Annotated in this window: 16 protein-coding genes; 6 read left to right on the forward strand and 10 right to left on the reverse strand. The window is 67.6% G+C overall.

Features of this window, described 5'->3' with window-relative positions:
* Nucleotides 1-40: 40 nt before the first annotated feature.
* Nucleotides 41-970 carry a LysR family transcriptional regulator gene (locus AC5P7E_RS16675; RefSeq protein WP_024957550.1) on the forward strand — a complete coding sequence of 310 codons (930 nt, stop codon included), beginning with the start codon at nucleotides 41-43 and terminating at the stop codon, nucleotides 968-970.
* A 93-nt stretch (nucleotides 971-1,063) separates the two neighbouring features.
* Here AC5P7E_RS16675 and AC5P7E_RS16680 read toward each other — a convergent pair whose 3' ends face one another.
* Nucleotides 1,064-2,521: an amidohydrolase family protein gene (locus AC5P7E_RS16680; protein ID WP_197596170.1), complete on the reverse strand. Its 1,458-nt coding sequence runs from the start codon at nucleotides 2,519-2,521 to the stop codon at nucleotides 1,064-1,066.
* Between the two features lie 51 nt (nucleotides 2,522-2,572).
* Nucleotides 2,573-3,274, reverse strand: coding sequence for an ankyrin repeat domain-containing protein (locus AC5P7E_RS16685; RefSeq protein ID WP_049395183.1), 702 nt, complete (start codon nucleotides 3,272-3,274; stop codon nucleotides 2,573-2,575).
* Nucleotides 3,275-3,396: 122 nt separating this feature from the next.
* Between AC5P7E_RS16685 and AC5P7E_RS16690 the strand changes: the two genes are divergently transcribed.
* Together AC5P7E_RS16690 and AC5P7E_RS16695 are read left to right on the forward strand one after the other, a co-directional pair.
* A complete protein-coding gene (locus AC5P7E_RS16690) occupies nucleotides 3,397-4,278 on the forward strand; it encodes a LysR substrate-binding domain-containing protein (RefSeq protein WP_012480566.1) in 882 nt (293 codons plus the stop codon).
* Nucleotides 4,279-4,410: 132 nt separating this feature from the next.
* The gene (locus tag AC5P7E_RS16695) at nucleotides 4,411-4,848 is read left to right on the forward strand and encodes a DUF3806 domain-containing protein (RefSeq protein ID WP_060381167.1); all 438 of its coding nucleotides are present in this window, start codon (nucleotides 4,411-4,413) and stop codon (nucleotides 4,846-4,848) included.
* A 49-nt stretch (nucleotides 4,849-4,897) separates the two neighbouring features.
* On the opposite strand, the gene AC5P7E_RS16700 is transcribed toward AC5P7E_RS16695, so the two are convergent.
* Complete coding sequence (locus AC5P7E_RS16700; RefSeq protein WP_150359927.1) at nucleotides 4,898-6,058, reverse strand: amidohydrolase family protein; 1,161 nt, start codon at nucleotides 6,056-6,058, stop codon at nucleotides 4,898-4,900.
* A 182-nt stretch (nucleotides 6,059-6,240) separates the two neighbouring features.
* Between AC5P7E_RS16700 and AC5P7E_RS16705 the strand changes: the two genes are divergently transcribed.
* On the forward strand, nucleotides 6,241-6,882 hold the full coding sequence (locus tag AC5P7E_RS16705) for a hypothetical protein (protein ID WP_005413762.1): 642 nt from the start codon (nucleotides 6,241-6,243) through the stop codon (nucleotides 6,880-6,882).
* Nucleotides 6,883-6,911: 29 nt separating this feature from the next.
* Here AC5P7E_RS16705 and AC5P7E_RS16710 read toward each other — a convergent pair whose 3' ends face one another.
* On the reverse strand, nucleotides 6,912-7,307 hold the full coding sequence (locus AC5P7E_RS16710; protein ID WP_235648973.1) for a hypothetical protein: 396 nt from the start codon (nucleotides 7,305-7,307) through the stop codon (nucleotides 6,912-6,914).
* 341 nt (nucleotides 7,308-7,648) lie between these two features.
* Nucleotides 7,649-10,375 carry a TonB-dependent receptor plug domain-containing protein gene (locus AC5P7E_RS16715; RefSeq protein ID WP_043035212.1) on the reverse strand — a complete coding sequence of 909 codons (2,727 nt, stop codon included), beginning with the start codon at nucleotides 10,373-10,375 and terminating at the stop codon, nucleotides 7,649-7,651.
* Between the two features lie 217 nt (nucleotides 10,376-10,592).
* Between AC5P7E_RS16715 and AC5P7E_RS16720 the strand changes: the two genes are divergently transcribed.
* Nucleotides 10,593-11,192 carry a GNAT family N-acetyltransferase gene (locus AC5P7E_RS16720; RefSeq protein ID WP_049403499.1) on the forward strand — a complete coding sequence of 200 codons (600 nt, stop codon included), beginning with the start codon at nucleotides 10,593-10,595 and terminating at the stop codon, nucleotides 11,190-11,192.
* Here AC5P7E_RS16720 and AC5P7E_RS16725 read toward each other — a convergent pair.
* The gene (locus AC5P7E_RS16725) at nucleotides 11,189-11,965 is read right to left on the reverse strand and encodes a CDP-diacylglycerol diphosphatase (RefSeq protein WP_114619063.1); all 777 of its coding nucleotides are present in this window, start codon (nucleotides 11,963-11,965) and stop codon (nucleotides 11,189-11,191) included. The genes AC5P7E_RS16720 and AC5P7E_RS16725 overlap by 4 nt on opposite strands.
* A gap of 68 nt (nucleotides 11,966-12,033) precedes the next feature.
* A complete protein-coding gene (locus AC5P7E_RS16730) occupies nucleotides 12,034-12,726 on the reverse strand; it encodes a decarboxylase (protein ID WP_322529908.1) in 693 nt (230 codons plus the stop codon).
* A gap of 178 nt (nucleotides 12,727-12,904) precedes the next feature.
* On the opposite strand from AC5P7E_RS16730, the gene AC5P7E_RS16735 reads away from it, so the two are divergent.
* On the forward strand, nucleotides 12,905-13,201 hold the full coding sequence (locus AC5P7E_RS16735) for a hypothetical protein (RefSeq protein ID WP_005413768.1): 297 nt from the start codon (nucleotides 12,905-12,907) through the stop codon (nucleotides 13,199-13,201).
* A 94-nt stretch (nucleotides 13,202-13,295) separates the two neighbouring features.
* Here the strand turns inward: AC5P7E_RS16735 and AC5P7E_RS16740 are convergent, their stop codons facing one another.
* The 3 genes from AC5P7E_RS16740 to lldD form a co-directional block, all read right to left on the reverse strand.
* Entirely contained in the window at nucleotides 13,296-14,180 is an 885-nt protein-coding gene (locus AC5P7E_RS16740; protein WP_114619062.1) for a hypothetical protein, read from the reverse strand.
* A 111-nt stretch (nucleotides 14,181-14,291) separates the two neighbouring features.
* The gene (dld, locus tag AC5P7E_RS16745; protein ID WP_049475964.1) at nucleotides 14,292-15,992 is read right to left on the reverse strand and encodes a D-lactate dehydrogenase; all 1,701 of its coding nucleotides are present in this window, start codon (nucleotides 15,990-15,992) and stop codon (nucleotides 14,292-14,294) included.
* Nucleotides 15,989-17,128, reverse strand: a complete 1,140-nt coding sequence (lldD, locus tag AC5P7E_RS16750) for an FMN-dependent L-lactate dehydrogenase LldD (protein ID WP_111174156.1) — start codon at nucleotides 17,126-17,128, stop codon at nucleotides 15,989-15,991. The genes dld and lldD overlap by 4 nt, the downstream gene beginning before the upstream one ends.
* Nucleotides 17,129-17,132: the final 4 nt, after the last annotated feature.

Genomic DNA, 17,132 nt, shown 5'->3' on the forward strand with positions numbered 1-17,132 from the left:
TGTAGTAGGCTTCATTACATATTCTTCATACGCCATACGCATGAATGACCTCACCACCGGCGCCGATCGCCTGGATCTGCTGCGCACCTTCCTGCGCATCGTCGACGCGGGCAGCCTGTCTGCTGCGGCCGTGCAGCTGGGCACCACCCAGCCGACAGTCAGCCGACGCCTGCAGGCCCTGGAGCGACAGCTCGGCCTGCGCCTGCTGCAGCGCTCCACACATGGGCTGCAGCTGACCGAGGACGGCCTGCGCTGCCAGCGTCATGCGCAACGCGTGGTCGACGAATGGGAGTCGCTGCAGGCCGAACTGCACGGCGAACCGGAAACGCTGCGCGGACGCCTGCGGGTGATGGTGCCGCACGCGTTCGGCCAGGCACAGCTGCTGCCGACCATGCTCGCGTTCCTCGCCCAGCACCCGCAGCTGAGCCTGGAGTGGATCCTGGAAGATAGGCGCCCGGACTTCATCGCAGAAGGCATCGACTGCGCGGTGCGGGTGGGACCGGTCGACGAACCGCGCATGGTCGCACTGCCGCTGGCCGAAGTGCCGCGCATCGTCGTGGCAGCGCCGTCGCTGGTGCAGTCCACCGCGATCAGCACACCAGAACAGGCACAGGCACTGCCATGGATCTCACTGGTCACCTACTACCGCGAACGCCTGTTGCTGCATGACGCACAGGGTCGCGCGCATACGCTGTCGATCAGCCCGCGCCTGCTCAGCGACAACCTGTTCGTGGTGCAGCAGGCTGCACGCGCCGGGCTGGGCGCAGCGGTGGTCTCGGCCTGGCTGGTGGCCGACGACCTCGCACAAGGACGTCTGGTGCAGCTGCTGCCGGACTGGCAGGCGCCGGCACTGCCGGTGCATGTCGTGTTTCCTGCTGCGCGCCAGCAGCCGCCGCGGCTGCGCGCCTTCATCGATGCGATGAAGGCCGCACTGCCGCAACTTCATGGAATGCGGCCGGCACCGCGTTAGGCCAACGGCCGCGTCATCCACGCATGGCGTGGATGCCGTCCAACCCCATAGGGTCGGATCCCTTCCCGCCGGGAAGGGCTCTGACCCTGTCGATCACTGCCTCTTCGCCGCCTCGGCATTCCACGCCGCCACCTTGGCCTTGGTATCAGCCAACATCTTGTCCAGCGCAGCGCGGTCATACACGCTGCCACGCAGGATCACGCTGTCGATCTTCTCGGTGGCGGCGATGTCCTGCAGCGGGTTGGCGGTCAGCAGCACCAGATCGGCGGCCTTGCCCTGTGCGACACCACCGTAGCGGTCCATCTGGCCGAACCAGGCCGGACCGGAACGGGTTGCGGCGGACAGCGCCTGCGGCGCGCTCAGGCCTTCCTTCACGAACAGCTGCAGTTCCTGGTGCAACGCGATGCCCGGGAAGTTGAACGAATTGAGGAAGCCCGCATCGGTACCGGCGATGATCGTTACGCCCGCCTCCTGCAGCAGCGGCAGCACCGCGGCCACCTGGTGGTACTGCGCGTGGCGCGCTTCAATCTGCGCCGGCGTGGCCTTGGCTGCGCGGTCCACGCGCCACTGGTAGGTCGCGCGCAGGCCAGGGCCGATGTAGGCCAGGTACGGATCGTTGGCGTGGTCATCCTGGTCAAGGAAGTCGAGGATGCGGCCACCGTTGAGGGTCGGGGTCACGAATACACCGCGCTTTGCGAAATCACGGTAGGCATGCATCGCAGTGTCACGGTCGAAGCTGGCGTCGAGGCGCCGGTTGGCTTCGGCACGGTCGATGCGGCCTGCGCCGAAGTCGGCGGCGATCTGCGCTTCATCCTTGCTGCCGGCCTTGAATGCGTAGTCCAGATGCTCGATCGAAGTCAGGCCAGCATCGACCGCCTGCTCCACGGTCAGTGCCATCGGAATATGCCCCGAGGCTTTGAAGCCGGCCTTTCGCGCAGCGCTGGCCGAGTACAGGAACAGTTCCGGCTTCAGCGTGCTGTCGGTGATCTTCACGAAATCGACCTTGTCATGCTGCAGGCGGGCGATCGCCTTGTCGGCGTCGGCCTCGCTGCCCACTTCGATCGTGCCCTTCCAGACCGGCTTGATGCCTTCGATCTTCGCACCGGAGCTGAGCAGGCGCGGGCCGAACAGCGTGCCCTTGGCGATCTCGCCGCGCCACTGCAGCACCTGCTCGGGCAGGTCGCCGGAGCAGTCACGCACGGTGGTGATGCCGTGCGCGATGTACAACGGCAGCAGCGCCTTGTTCTCTTCGATCAGCGCCGGACCACCACCGAAGTGCACGTGCATGTCCCACAGGCCCGGAATCAGGTACTTGCCCTTGGCATCGATCTGGCGGGCCGCACTCCATTGGCTGCGCAGCTGCGCGTCCGGGCCGACGGCGACGATGTCCTCGCCACGGATCACCACGCTCTGCCCGGCCAGCGTGCTGGCGTGCTCGACATCGACCACGGTGGCATTGCGGATCATCAGGTCGGCGCGCTCGGCGGCAGACGCCGACAGCGGTGCTACCGCAAGGAGGATGGCAAGGGACAACGGACGGGAACGGAACATGGACAGCATCCTGATGGGCACGCCCAGCGTGCGGGTGGAAGGGGTTTGCATTCAACGCACCGCGCCGTGCTGGCGCAGCAGGGTCTCAATTCCGGTATAGCCGCGCTGGCGCGCGTGCGCCAGCGGCGTCACGCCGTCGCCGTCGGCAAGCTCCGGGTCGGCACCGGCCTCCAGCAGCAGCTGCACGATCTGCACGTGGCGCGCACCGCCATCGCCGAGCAGGATCGCTTCCAGCAGCGCGGTCCAGTGCAGCCGGTTGACATGGTCCACCGCCACACCGGCCCGCAGCAGCGTGCGCACGGTGGCGACGTGACCGCGCTCGGCGGCCGGAATCAGCGCGGTACCGCCATAGCGGTTGGTGCTGCGCAGGTCGGCGCCATGCGCCAGGGTCATCGCCAGGATCTCGTCCAGGCCGCGCGCACCGGCGTACAGGTAGGCGCTGTCCTGCAACGCGTCCTTGGCGTTGACGTCTGCCCCGGCCTCGATCAGCTCACGCGCGGCATCCACGTTGTTGCCATGCGTGGCCAGCAGCAGCGCGGTGCGGCCCTGGCCATCGCGCGCCTCCAGCGTGGCGCCATCCTCGATCGCCTGTCGCACCGCATCGGCGTCGCCGCGGCTGGCAGCATCCCGCAGGCGCGCGTCTGCGTCGGCCCTGGACGTGGCGGTGCAGGCGGGGGTGACCATGGCCAGCAGGCACAACAGCAGCACGCGCGTTAACGGCGCAGGCCAACCAGCGGAATGATGGACGCGCATGACAGTGTCTCCTCATGTCCGTCGCCACGGAACGCCGTGCGACGGTAGCAACAGCCGGGCGTTGCCGGCCCCTGCCCTGCATGGTAGAAGTCGGCCTGGGTATCCAGAAGTGAAATGTTCAAATGCAAGACAGTGCCAAATCGAATAGAACCCTGTTCGAACTGGACCTGCTGCGGGCGCTGGTGATGGTGGCCGACTGCGGCAGCTTCACCACGGCGGCCACGCGCCTGCATTCGACCCAGTCCACGGTCAGCCAGAAGGTGCGCCGGCTGGAGGAACTGGCCGGGCATCGCCTGCTTGAACGCGGCCATCGCGACGTGCACCCCACTGATGCCGGCCACACCCTGCTCGGCTACGCGCGGCGCATGCTCGACCTGAACGAGGAAATGGCGCAGGCGCTGGCCGGTGCGATGGTGGAGACCGCAGTCCGCATCGGCGTGCCCGAGGATTTCGTCAACGCGCAGACCACGCGCATGCTGGCCGCCTTCAGCCGTCGCCACCCGCAGGTGAAGCTGGAGATCAGCAGCGGCCTCAGCCGCGACCTGGCGCAGGGCTTCGATCATGGCGAGTTGGATCTGGTGCTGGTCAAGCAGCGCCGCAACAGCCGCCAGGCCGTGCACTGCCGCCGCGAGCCGATGCACTGGATCGACAGCCTGCGCAGCAGCTGCCTGCAGCAGGACCCGCTGCCGCTGGTCACCTTCCCCCCGCGCGGGCTGTACCGCGACGAGATGATCCATGCCGTGGAAGCGCTGGGCCTGCGCTGGCGCATCGCCTTCACCAGCTCGTCGCTGAGCGGCATCCAGGGCGCGGTGGCCGATGGCATCGGCATCAGCCTGCTGCCACGCCGCGCGGTCAGCCGCGAGCACCGCATCATCGATGGCGAGCGCGAGCTGCCGGTGATCGACAACTACGAAATCGGCCTGCTGCACCGTGCCGACGCCGACGATGCCGTGCGTGCGCTGGCCAGCGAGCTGTGGCGGCAGGTGCAGCGCGAACCGGACTGACCACGGTAGATCCACGCCATGCGTGGATGCCTTTCGCGCATCACGCATCGAAACATGGTCACTCCGGCCGTATAGCGGGCAACAATCGCCTCGTAGAGTGCCTGTTGTTTCCGTGCCCCACGGCGCCCTGCCATGTCCGACGAAATCCCCACCCGCTTCGATCCCCTGCCCGCTGCCCTGCAGAGCCATCTGCAGCACCAGCGCTCGCTGATCGCTGCGCGCGTGGCGGCCGGCTTCCCGACGTTGCCGGTGCAGTGGCCGCTGGCGGCCAGCACACTGCAGCGCGTGATCGATGCCGAGCTGATCGACCGTGCCGACTGCGATGGCTGGGAAGCGCTGGGCGTGGCATTCGGTGACACCCTGGCCCAGCGCGTGCCGGGCCTGGCCTGGATGCAGGTCACCGATGCCTGGGGCATCGACGCGGTGCTGCGTTATGCCGACAGCAGCCTGCAGATCGGCGCCAGCACACTGTTGCTCAAGCGCGTCGAGCAGGGCGAGATCATCGACATCGCCCACCTGCTTGCGTGGCTTGAGGAATTCGTCGCCACCCGCGCCGACGATTACGCCTGAAAGGCCGCCGAGCATGGCTCGGCACTACAGGGGATTGCGTGGCGTGGATCTACAGCCAGCGGCCGTCGACCACCAGGCGGCGTTCCACGGGCACCCCAGCCACGGCAGCAGGGCCGTGGTCGGCACGCACCGCCACGAAAGTGGCTGGCTGGCCTTCGGCAATACCATGCTGCGGCAGGCCGATCGCCTGCGCGGCGTGGGTGGTGACCATGTCCAGCGCCAGCATCAGGTCGGCATCGGTGTAGAAGCCGGACCGGTAGCCCAGCAACATCGCCCGCTGCAGCAGGTCGCCGTTACCGTACGGCCACCAGCAGTCGCGGATGTTGTCGTTGCCTGCGAACACGCGCACACCGGCATCATGCAGCGCGCGCAGCGGCGGGAAAGGATGATCGCCCGGCGCGTTGCTCATGATCGCCACACCCGCCGTGGCCAGTGCTTCGCCCACCTGCAGCGCGCGCGCCAGCGGCACTTCGCCCAGTGAATAGGCATGGCTGACCGCAACCCGCCCATGCAGGCCGGCGGCCCGCGTCCGCGCCGCGATGCGCAGCAGCTGGGCCAGGCCGGTTTCGCCGGGCTCGTGCAGATGGATGTCCAGCTGCACGCCGTAACGCTCGGCCAGGCCGAACAGCAGCGCCAGCTGGCCTTCGGCATCACCATCGAGCGTGGTCGGGTCGATGCCGCCGAGCACCTCCACGCCCGCGGCAAGCGCCTGCTCCAGTACGGTGGCGGTGCCGGGACAGGACATCACCCCGGCCTGCGGAAACGCCACCAGCTGGATCCGCATGATGTCGGCGCAGCGCAGTGCCGCCTCGCGCACCGCTTCGAGATGGCCGAGACCGGTGCTGCCGTCGATATCGACATGGCAGCGCATCGCCACCGTACCGAAAGCACTGCATTGGCGGATCAGCGCCTCGGCACGGTCCACCATCGGTGCCGCACCCGCCACCGCCGCCTTCTCCACCGCCAGCCGCTCACGCAGGCTATTCACCGGCTGGTGCGGGTGCCAACGGTCGCCGACGAAGCTCTTGTCGAGGTGAATGTGGCCGTCGATCAGCCCGGGCAGCACCGCGAAGCCCTGCAGGTCGACGCATTCCGCCCCTTCGGCCGGCGTGGCCTCGCCATTGAGCCCGCTGATGCGGCCATCACGGATATGGAAATGCAGTGGCGCACCGTCGCGGTCGACACCGCCATGGACGAACTGGAGGGTCATCGGGAACTCCCGGGATGCCAAGAATGGCGCCATCGTGCGCCTCGCCGCAGCCATCGGCCAACGAAATATCTGGATGGCACGCATTCACCAGAACGATGACTGCCCTGCGACAACCGGTCGCAGCCACGCCGTGCACACCCCTGAACGGGTAACATGGGCGCCTGTTTCCGCTGTGATGCCGCATGGGCCCGTCCGACCGCCACGATCGTCTCCGCCGCTGGCAGGCCGCGTCCCTGCTTGCCGCCGCCCCGATCGCCAGCCTGTCCGCCACCGATGCAGCGGCTGCCGCGCCGCTGCATTCACCGCCGGGCCAGCAGCGCATTGCCCCGGCTGCACTGGTCGAGCGCCTGCACCAGCGCGTGCTGTCCGGGCAGAGCGCCACTGCCACGCTGGAACACTGGTGCGCCGAGCACGGCCTGGCCGAACAGGCGCGGGTGCGTGCAGTGCGCGTACACGGCCAGGACAAGCCCGCGCCCACCGACGTGCTGCAGGCGCTGGGCGTGAAGCCGGGTACCGACCTGCGCTATCGCCGCGTGCAGCTGGTCTGCGGTAACCGCGTACTGTCCGAGGCCGACAACTGGTACCTGCCCGGCCACCTCAGCCCGGCCATGAACCAGGTGCTGGACAGCACCGATGAACCGTTCGGTCGCGTGGTCGGCCCGCTCGGTTTCCAGCGCCAGACCTTGGCCGACCAGACGTTCTGGCCGCCGCGGGGCGAAGGCGACCGCGGCGTGATCCTGGAGGTGCGTGCCCTGTTGCGCGACCGCCAGCAGCAGCCTTTCAGCTACGTCATCGAGTCATACCTGCTGCAGGCGCTTCCGTAACGCGCCGTGGCGCCGGTCATCCGCCGGCGCTACGGGCCCGCGATGCCGTTGGCGGCCGGGTCCACCGAGAACACGAAACGCCCACCGCGCTGGTCCCTGCCCCGTGTCATCGGCGCGGTGGTAAGGCTGTAGACCGGGGCCGCCTTGTCCATGCCGATCGCCTCGGACCAGGCACTGAAATCCTCATCGGTACGGCTGCGGATCTCGCCAACGCACAGGCTGTAGCCGCAGGCAAAAGACACCAGCGTGCCGTCGTTGCCGATGAGCCGGGTCGCGGCCGTCCTGTAGAGCCGGGTCAGGTCCTGCACTTCCGGGTGGCCGGCCGCATCGCGCTCGAACTGGCTGATCGCCTGCGCGAAGGCCTTGTCGGAACCCAGCACCGCCTCGCTCTTCTGTGCGGACACCGCACCCTCGTTCAGCAGCATGCGCTCGCCCTCGAGGAAGTGACCCTCCGGTTGCGCGAGCCCAGGGGCAGCCGTCGTGGTACTCGATGCCGTTGGCACGCGCGCTGATACAGCATCGGTCGCGGGGTTGGAAAGGGACGGCGCAGGCGCGGCATTGGCCACCTCCGCGGCATCCTCCACGCTGGCCGCCTGCCTGCCACTGCAACCTGCAATGGCCAGCACGGCAATCACACTCCACCCCCTGACATCCATGCGCATCCTCCTCCGTGTATCGCCCCAGCATGCCATGTGCGCGCCGGCAACACGGATGCACTGCACAAAGAAAAGCCCGGCAATGCCGGGCCTTTCGTTCGCCTGCCGGATCAGCGGAACCGGTAGTCCAGCTGCACCCAGTACTGGCGGCCATACGGATCGTAGTTGCCGACCGGATAGAACGGCCAGCCGCCACCGTTCTTGTCCGCCGGCGGGCGGCTGTCACGCAGGTTGTTGACGATCACGCCCACCGACAGGTTCTCGCCGAATTGGCGGAACACGCTGGCGTTGTAGGTCATGTACGGCGCGATGCGGCCACTGCCATCGGTCTTCGGCAGCGAGCCGAAGCGGTTGCCGTACAGCGTGGTGGTCCAGTCACCCTGGTTCCAGGTGATGCTGCCGTTGGCCTTGCTGCGCCACTGGTAGTCATCCAGCGAATTGCGGATGTCACGCTCCGGATCATCGGAGAACTGCCGGTATTTGTGCTCCAGCACCACGGTGTAGGCCAGGCGCGTGGTGAAGCGGCCATAGCGACCGGCATCGAAACGCCAGTTGCCCTTCAGGTCCAGGCCGCGAACCGATTCAGAGGCGGCGTTGATCGGGTTGATCAGCACACGGGTCACCTGGTCCGGCTGCACGGTTGCATTGGACGGGTTGCGGATCACACGCGACAGCGCGTCCTGGCACAGCGGTGAGCCGATGTCACGCGCCTCGCCGCCCAGCGTCTTGCCCAACCGGCAATCGGCCTCGTCGCGCAGGATGCGGCTGGTATCGAGGCTGGTCACCTCGTTGTCGATGCGGATGTCGTAGTAATCGGCACTGAAATCCAGGCCAGCCAGCGGCGACCAGACCACGCCGAAGCCATACGACTTGGCCGACTCCGGCTGCAGCTGCGGGTTGGCACGGTTGCTGTAATCGATCGACAGGCCGTTGTAGTCGCAGTTGTCATACGACTGGCCTGCGGTGCGGCAGCGCCAGTAGTCGGTCATGCCCGGGTTGTAACCACGCGTCTCGGTCGCGAACACGTAGTTCATGTCCGGCGCCCGGAAGCTGGTGGCAGCGGTACCACGGATCAGCAGGCTCTCGATCGGCCGGAACTCGACGCCGAAGCTCCAGGTCGCCTTGCCGATGTGCTCACCACCGGCACGGTACTGGTCATAGCGCCCGGCCAGGGTGGTGGTCAGCGACTGCAGCAGCGGCAGCTGCAGCTCCACGCCGGCAGCATAGCGGTCGCGCTCGCCACCGGCACCAATACCGGCGCTGGTGTTCCAGAATTCACCGGTGCCCAGTCGGGGGTCCGGTCGATTGCGATAGCCCTGGCTGCCAGCCTCGACCACCGCGGCCAGCGCAGCGTCGCCACCGGGCAGTGCGAACAGCCGGCCGTTGACGCTGGCGCTGAAGGTCTGCAGCCACGCCGCGTTGCGGCTCTCCTGGTAGCCGGACAGGCTCTGGTACTCGTTCGGGCTCAGCGGCTGGAACAGGCGCGCCGGATCCGGCGCATAGACCTCTACACCATTGCGCACGCCCAGCTTCGGGCCAAGCAGGTATTCGTTGATCCCGGCCAGCAGCACCGGGCGGCGGGTGCGGTTCTCGTAACGCGAACGGCTGTAGACCGCCTCATAGTCCCAGCCACTGTCGCCGATCTGGCCGCGCGCGCCGACGTTGAATGACCACGAATTTTCCAGGAAACGATTGGCATTGCGCGGCAGGCCACCGATTTCCTCGGGCGCAAAGCGGCGGTACCAGCTTTCCAGGTTGCCGGTGGTCTGGTTGTAGAAGTAGTTGCGGGCCGAGGTCCAGGTGGGCGCACGGGTGTTGTTGGTGATGCGTGCGCTGCCCACGGCCAGATCGGCGAACAGGTCGGTGGTCTCGTTGACGTGGAAGGTCAGCAGGCCGTAGCCGTTGAGGTTGCGCTTCTCGGTCTGCACCGTCCAGTAGCTGGCGGCGGCCTCGTTGCTGCCGCAATACCAGCCCTGGCGCGGGTTGAAGGCACGGAACACGCTGCCGCCATAGATATCCGACGCCGCGTCGCAGCCATTGGCGCCCGGATCGATGTTGCGACCGGTAGCGGCGTTGCGGCGATACGCGATCGCGGTCGCCTGCGGCGCCTTGCCGGCGGGGTCATCATCCAGCGAGTCCATGAAATCGCGCTGGCGCGCATGGATCGCCTTGCGCACATCGAACTCGAAGCCGAACAGCGCATCCCAGCGCTCGCCGGAACTGCCACCAACCACCTGCGCGCGCTGGTTGTCGCCACCGCCCTGCTGGGTGCCGCCGGCCCGCACGTTCACGTCCACACCCTCAAAGCGGTCCTTGAGGATGATGTTGACCACGCCGGCGATGGCGTCGGAGCCATACACCGCCGACGCACCGGCCGCCAAGACCTCGATGCGCTCAATCAGCGCACTGGGAATGTTGGCCAGGTTGACCACGTTCACCGAGCCCTCGTAGGCCAGCGGGTAGTCGGCCTGGCGGCGGCCGTTGACCAGCACCAGCGTGCGGTTCGGGCCCAGCCCGCGCAGGTTGATGGTGTTGGCGGCCGGGGTGAAGGTGTTGCCGAAGTCCTCCCCCTGCACGTTGCCGGTGTTTTCAGTCAGGGCGCTCAGCGCGTCGAACGCGTTGCGGTAGCCCTGCGCGTCGATCTGCTCGCGGCTGATCACGGTCACCGGCGACGGCCCTTCGACACTGGCGCGCGGAATGCGCGAGCCGGTGACCTTCACTTCCTGCAATGAGGTGGGTGCGCTTTCCTGCGCGAAGGCCGGCGACGACACCAGCATCAGGGACGACAGCGCGAGCACCAGCGGACGCGGGCGCAGCGCCTTGTGGGAGGCAGACATGGGCTTCCTGGGGGAGTTGGACGGGTGGTATGGGACCGGAGGCCTGCGCGGCGCATAACGATCCCGTAACGAAAGTGTCCTGAATGGATGGTTTCAACGGAAATGACCAGCCCTGATGGACTTATGCCTGAACCGAATCAGGCTCCGCCCGGTGATCGTCGCGTTTTTGCAATCTTTTGAATGGTCTGGCGAACCGGGCATTGCCATCGTTCCGGGGATGATGACCCCGTACCCCACATCCCCCCTCCCCCCGCTGCGCCCGGTGTTGCGCCGTCACCTGCTGCAGCTGCAGGCCGCACCGGTCACCCTGCGCCCGTTCCAGCGTACCGACCTGCCGCGCTGGCGCCTGTTCGATGACCGCCGCCGGCGCGGCCGCCGCCATCCGGCCGGTATCGACGAAGAAGCCCGCTTCCTTGCCCACATGCATCGCTCGCGGCTGGAGCAGGACAACGACCAGCTGCTGCTGGGTGTGTTCGATGACGAGCACGGCACTGTCCTGGACCAGCTGCATGTCCGCCTGCAGTCCCTGCATACGCGCTGCGCCGAGCTTCTGTCGCTGCAGCACTGGCACCCGCACGTGGATGCAGCGCTGCGCGCGCTGTGCCCGTTCCTGTTCGAGGATGTGGGCGTGCACCGCCTGTTCGTGATGCTGCCACCGGACTGCAGTGACCCGTTCGCCACTGCGCTGCACGCCTTCGGCTTCGAGCACGAAGGCCTGTTGCGCGACCATCATCTGGATCTGGATGGCTGGCAGGACCGCCAGCTGCTGGCGCTGACTGCACCGGTCTGGCGCAGCCGCCAGCAGCCACCGGGTTAGCGGACCCGCTCCAACGCGTCGCCTGCGCCGGTCAGCACCGAGCAGGCGTGGTCCTGCAGTTCTTCGGCGCTGGCCTCGTTGCCGGTGCCGGCGTCCACCCGGGTCGCCAGCAGGATGAAGCCCGGGGCGCCCTGCACGGCGTCCCGGCCGGCCACGACCAGGCTCCACTGGCCCACGTCGTCCACGCCTGCGAGGTCGTACGCCAGCAGATTGAGCGGATTGGCGGTCAGTTCCGCGCCCGCCAGCAGGCGTGCCTGGTATTGATGGCCGCGCAGCAGCACCGGCAGCGGTGCCCAGCGGCTGCCGAGGGCGGCAGCATGCGTGTCCAGCGCCTGCAGCACGTCGGCACGCAGGCAATCCACGTGGATATGCAGCTGGTGCTGCGAGCGGCCGTGCGGCGAGTTCAACGCCAGGCTGGCGACGTTGCGCGGCAGCGGTTGCCGCAGGGCCTGTTCGGTGTGGCTGCGCGCCTGCCAGGCGGCAGCGAAGTAGTTCGGTGCACCACGCTGGTACAGGCTGCGGCTCTCGATACCGCTCACCTTGTCCAGCGGCATCAGCAGGAACTGGTAGTCGCCGTGCGCATCCTTGACCAGCACATCGCGGCGGTCTGCGGTCGTCTCCACGCGCAGGCAGTCGCCGCGTGGACCTTCGGCGCCCCGGCAGTCACGTTCGATCAATCGCCACAATGCATCGGAATGGGCCGGCGGCGGCGGCGCACTGGCACAGGCGGACAACAGCAGCAGGGACGACAGCATGAAGGGGCGCAGGGACACGGCAACGACTCACGGAGCAGGCACGGCAGACAGCGCCGCGCTGCATTCTAGCCAGTGCGAAGCTGCAATCAGTAGGTGCCGAACGGCACTTCAACCACGATCGGGGCGGCACCCTCGCCGGCCTGCAGGCTGTAGCGGTCCAGCGCCCCATCGTCATCGGCGTGCGGCTGGCGCTGGAAATGCAGCGGGTAGCGGGTGTCCCCCAGGCGCACGGCGCTGCCGTCGGCCTCCAGCGCGGCACCTTCCGGAATCAGCAGCCCTCCCAGGTCACTGTAGGCGCCAGGCACATCGGCGAAGCGGTAGTCGGCCAGCTCGTCCACCCGCTGCATCGCATAGACGTGCGGCACATAGGGGCGTGCGGGGCTGCGGCCATTGCTCAGGTCGGTCACCCAGGCCTGCGGCAGGTGGTACTGCTCGCGCAGCGCAGCCACGCCCAGCGAGGGACTGGCCACCTGCAGGCAGCACACCGTCCGCTTGCCTTCACGGTCGAGGATGGCGAAACGGTCACCGCGGGTGGCCGCCTGCGGCAGCATGGCGAAGGCCAGGTTACGCTGGGCCGGTGCGTAGCCGGATTCGGTCTGCAGGTTGCGCCAGGCACCGAATACCGGGGTTTCGACCGGCGCGGGTTCCGGATCGGCAGCGGAGGCGGAGGCGGAGGCGGAGGCGGAGGCGGAGGCGGAGGCGGCAAACGCTACGCCCAGCAACGACAACACCAGCGCCGTCATCGTCTTGTCCTTGCCGCGGAAACTGCCTGCCGTCATACCGTATCCCGTATCCAACACCTGCGCCGGAAAGGCCCGGCCTGCCCGCTGGCGTATTGCCAGCCATTGCTCCCACTATGCAATGACCACGCTGTGCCGGCAATGACCGGGATGCTGACGCCTTTCGCACGCTCGGTGCTATCGTTCCCGCCATCTTCCCCTGCGCAGGAGCGCTCGCATGTCTGCATTCCGTCTGTCCCTGTTGCTGCCGGCCTCTGCCCTGCTGCTGTCGGCCTGCGTCAGCACCCCTGGCCCGGAAGTCAAAGGCAGCGGCCGCTGCGACGCCAGCCAGCTGGGCTGGGCGATCGGCCAGCCGGCCAATGAGCCCAACATCCGCCGCCTGTCCCGCGAGAGTGGTGCCGGCCTGGTCAACCCGATCGGCCCCAGCACCATCACCACCAAGGACATCCGCCAGGACCGCCTGCGCGTGTTCGTGGACAAGGACAACATCATCACGTCCACGCGCTGCGAGTAAGCGCCGCCACCGCTTTTGTAGAGTCGAGCCATGCTCGACTGGCTTTTCGCGCCGCCCATCCGAAGACCCGTCGAGCATCGCTCGACTCTACATTTCAGGGTTCGGTATAGCCGGCACAGTCCGGCAGCGCCTGGTCGGGATGGAACATCCCCGCCCCGAAGCGGAACAGCCGCGTGTAGGTGCACGCCGGGTCCTGCTCGCTGCGCAGATCCTGCTTCTTCAGCGGGCCTTTGGCCAGCGAATCCTCGAAGCGTGAAACGCCGGCCGGGAACCGGGTCGCCACGGTCTGGTAGCGCAGCACCGGCATGCCCTCGGCAGCCGTATCCAGCGCCAGCTTCGCCGAGAACCCGTATTCGTCGTGGCAGGCACCTGCGCGCTGCTTCATGTCCTGCTCGCTGAAACAGGCGCGGATCATCGCATTACCCAGCCATGGCACGGTCAGCACGTCGTCGTCCACCTGGATGTCGTCCTGCAGGTGACGTACGCGTGCCAGCTGCAGCGTGGACGCGTCGGCACCTCCACCGGAGTACATGGCGCTGAACTTGACGATGCCGCCCACCAGCACATTCTGGCGGGCGCGCTGCTGCGGGTCGGTCACTGGTTCATCGCTGCCCACGCCCGGCGCCAGGCGCACGATCCATGGCCACAGCGACAGCTCGCTTTCCTGTGGCACGTCGATGCTGACGTGGTAGGTGTGCGGCTTGCCCTGGCCCGGTGCGTTCTCAAGCACTTCCAGCACGGTCGGCCGGTTACCCTCCTCGGCAACCGGCTGCACGCGTACGCACCAGTTGCCGTCCCGCGTGCAGTCATAAAGCCCCGACGGTCCAGTCTCACTCGCGATCAGTACCTGTCCCAGCGGCTCCATCACGTTGCCGGCGGCATCGCGCTGCTGCGGCAGGATCGCGCTCTGGGCCAGCGCCAGCAGCGGGGTCGCCAGCAATGCAGTGCACAGGGTGGTGCGGACGGCGGCGGTGGGCATGGATGGCTCCTGCGGATGGGCTTCCGATGGTAACCGTTGCCCGGGCGGCGTCGAGCCATGCTCGTCTGCTGTCTGTCGGCAGGAGCAGCCGAGCATAGGGTCGGCTCTACATCATCCGCAATCGCAGCCACCCCAGCCCTTGGCTTTCGACGTCTGGCCAATGCCCGGATTGAACGTATTGCTCGGGTCCAGCTGCCTGTAGAACCCGGCCAGCGCCGGCTTGGCCGGGTACAGGTGACCGACATTGTGCTCGGCCGGGTACTCGGCACCACGCTGGTCCAGCAATGCCCACATTGCGTGCTCGATCGCCATCGGGTCTTCACCCTTGCGCGCGATGTAGTCCTGGTGGAACACGTGGCACAGGAAGTGCCCGTAATACAGCTTGTGCAGCAGGCGGCCGTCGATATCGGCCGGCAACTGCTCGAACCAATCGGCATCATCTCGGCGCAGGGCAATGTCCAGCGCCACGATGTCCTGCACCTGCCCGCGATGCACTTCGCGGTAGCGCACCGCGGCACCGGCCACGGCGAAGCGATGCAGGAACGCCTTGCGCCCCTCCTCGGCCGTGCAGTGGAAAAAGCCGCCTTCGTGCCCGGCGAAGAAGGCGCGCAACCAGGCCTCGGTTTCCGCAGCGTCCTGGGCAGAGACCTTCAGCAACAGGTGATGCTCGTAGCGCTGGCGGAACTCGCCCATGCGCTTGGGCAGGTGCGAGGGCAGCAGGCCGGTCAGAACCTGCATCACCCGGTCAGTCACCCCACGCAGGCCCAGCCGTTCGAACCAGCCGTCGACGCGGCTCTTCAATGCGAACGCGGCAGGTACACGTGCGGTGCCGAGGCGATCGATCAGCAGGAAGCTGTCCTTGCCGTAGCGCTCGCCGATGTCATAGGCATCGCGGTGGATGTACTCACCGGCAATCGGCACGCGCTCGAAGCCGGTCAGCAGCTCGCGACGGATCGCCGTGAGGCTGTCGGTGCGGTTGCTGCCGATGTAGAAGACTTCGGCGGCCTCCCTTTCGAAGGTATCCAGGCGCACCGCGAACACCGCCAGCTTGCCGGCCGAACCGGCAGCCTCGTAGTGGCGGCTGGGATCAGCATTGAAGCGCGCCGGGGTATCGGCGTCGACCTTGCGCACTTCGTCGGCGTAGCGCGGATCGGAGGCTGCGCGGCCGTCGCCGTCCCCCACATCCGACGCACTGTAGTCGCCGGCCTGCAGGCGCTGCAGGATCTGCTCGGGCGTATCGCCCAGCGCGATGCCGAGATGGTTGACCAGCTGCAGCTGGCCCTGCGCATCGACCCGCGCGTACAGCGCCAGCTCGGTGTAGGCCGGGCCACGGCGCACCAGCGCGCCGCCGGAGTTGTTGCAGATGCCGCCCAGCACCGAGGCGCCGATGCAGGACGAGCCGATCACCGAATGCGGTTCACGGCCCAGCGGTGCCAGCGTCTGCTCCAGGCGGTCGAGCGTGGCACCGGGCAGGCAGAGCACCTGGCGGCCTTCGTTCAACAGCTGGATGCCGGTCAGGCGCAGCGTGCTGACCAGCACGATCGGCCGGCCGTAGTCATCGCCGTCCGGGGTCGAGCCACCGGTCAGCCCGGTATTGGCCGCCTGCAGGATGATCGCCGCCCCACCCTGCACCGCTGCCTGCAGCACGCGCCACAGTTCCAGCAAGGTACCCGGGCGCACCACTGCCAGTACCGGGCCATCGCCGAAGCGGTAGCCGCGACGGAAGCGGCGCGTGGCCTTGTCGCCGGTCAGCACATGGCGGCTGCCGACGGCGTCGCGCAACTGTGCCAGCACGGCATCGTGGCCACTCATGGCAGGCTGACCAGCGAATCGCGGCCGATGTCGGCGATGCGACGCGCGCCGGTCAGTGTCATCGCCACGCGCATTTCCTTGGCGATCAGGTCCAGCAGGTTGGCAACGCCGGCCTCGCCCTGCGCGGCCAGCGCATAGACGAAGGCACGCCCCAGCAGCACGGTATCGGCACCGAGCGCCAGCATGCGCACCACGTCCAGGCCGGTACGGATGCCCGAATCGGCGAGAATCTCCAAATCACCCTGTACCGCGTCGGCAATCGCCGGCAGTGCGCGTGCGGTGGACAGCACGCCGTCCAGCTGGCGGCCACCGTGGTTGGAGACCACGATGCCATCGGCACCGAACCTGACCGCATCACGCGCGTCATCCGGGTCAAGGATGCCCTTGATCACCATCGGGCCCTTCCAGAATTCGCGGATCCACTCCAGGTCCTTCCAGGAAATGGAGGGATCGAAGTTGCTGCCCAGCCAGCCGATGTAATCCTCCAGCCCGGTCGGGTTGCCACGGTAGGTGGAGATGTTGCCCAGATCATGCGGACGGCCGAACAGTCCCACGTCCCACGCCCAGTGCGGATGGGTGATGGCCTGGCCGATACGGCGCAGCGAGGCATTCGGGCCGCTCATGCCGGAGTGTGCATCGCGGTAGCGCGCGCCCGGCACCGGCATGTCAACGGTGAACACCAGCGTGGTCACGCCGGCGGCCTGCGCCCGCTCCAGCGCATTGCGCATGAAGCCACGGTCGCGCAGCACATACAGCTGGAACCACATCGGCCGCTGGATGGCCGGTGCCACTTCCTCGATCGGGCACACCGATACGGTGGACAGGGTGAACGGGATGCCGCGGCTGTCGGCCGCGCGCGCCGCCTGTACTTCACCACGCCGGGCATACATGCCGGTCAGGCCGACCGGCGCCAGCGCCACCGGCATCGCCAGCTTTTCGCCGAACAGCTCGGTTTCCAGGCTCAGGTCGGACATGTTGCGCAGGATGCGCTGGCGCAGCGCGATGTCGGACAGGTCGGAAACGTTGCGCTTCAGCGTGTGCTCGGCATACGCGCCGCCATCGATGTAGTGGAACAGGAACGGCGGCAGCCGCCGTTCGGCAGCAGCACGGTAATCGGTGGAGGCGGAGATGATCATGGGG

The sequence above is a fragment of the Stenotrophomonas sp. YJH_SMC_25 genome, assembly GCF_059369595.1.

Coding starts and splice junctions, on each gene's coding strand:
- AC5P7E_RS16715 (WP_043035212.1), bottom strand. CDS start 10,375: ATGTCTGCCTCCCACAAGGCGCTGCGCCCGCGTCCGCTGGTGCTCGCG.
- AC5P7E_RS16710 (WP_235648973.1), bottom strand. CDS start 7,307: ATGCTGCTGAACGAGGGTGCGGTGTCCGCACAGAAGAGCGAGGCGGTG.
- dld (WP_049475964.1), bottom strand. CDS start 15,992: ATGAGTGGCCACGATGCCGTGCTGGCACAGTTGCGCGACGCCGTCGGC.
- AC5P7E_RS16705 (WP_005413762.1), top strand. CDS start 6,241: ATGGGCCCGTCCGACCGCCACGATCGTCTCCGCCGCTGGCAGGCCGCG.
- AC5P7E_RS16690 (WP_012480566.1), top strand. CDS start 3,397: ATGCAAGACAGTGCCAAATCGAATAGAACCCTGTTCGAACTGGACCTG.
- AC5P7E_RS16730 (WP_322529908.1), bottom strand. CDS start 12,726: ATGACGGCAGGCAGTTTCCGCGGCAAGGACAAGACGATGACGGCGCTG.
- AC5P7E_RS16695 (WP_060381167.1), top strand. CDS start 4,411: ATGTCCGACGAAATCCCCACCCGCTTCGATCCCCTGCCCGCTGCCCTG.
- AC5P7E_RS16700 (WP_150359927.1), bottom strand. CDS start 6,058: ATGACCCTCCAGTTCGTCCATGGCGGTGTCGACCGCGACGGTGCGCCA.
- AC5P7E_RS16740 (WP_114619062.1), bottom strand. CDS start 14,180: ATGCCCACCGCCGCCGTCCGCACCACCCTGTGCACTGCATTGCTGGCG.
- AC5P7E_RS16685 (WP_049395183.1), bottom strand. CDS start 3,274: ATGCGCGTCCATCATTCCGCTGGTTGGCCTGCGCCGTTAACGCGCGTG.
- lldD (WP_111174156.1), bottom strand. CDS start 17,128: ATGATCATCTCCGCCTCCACCGATTACCGTGCTGCTGCCGAACGGCGG.
- AC5P7E_RS16720 (WP_049403499.1), top strand. CDS start 10,593: ATGATGACCCCGTACCCCACATCCCCCCTCCCCCCGCTGCGCCCGGTG.
- AC5P7E_RS16675 (WP_024957550.1), top strand. CDS start 41: ATGAATGACCTCACCACCGGCGCCGATCGCCTGGATCTGCTGCGCACC.
- AC5P7E_RS16735 (WP_005413768.1), top strand. CDS start 12,905: ATGTCTGCATTCCGTCTGTCCCTGTTGCTGCCGGCCTCTGCCCTGCTG.
- AC5P7E_RS16680 (WP_197596170.1), bottom strand. CDS start 2,521: ATGTTCCGTTCCCGTCCGTTGTCCCTTGCCATCCTCCTTGCGGTAGCA.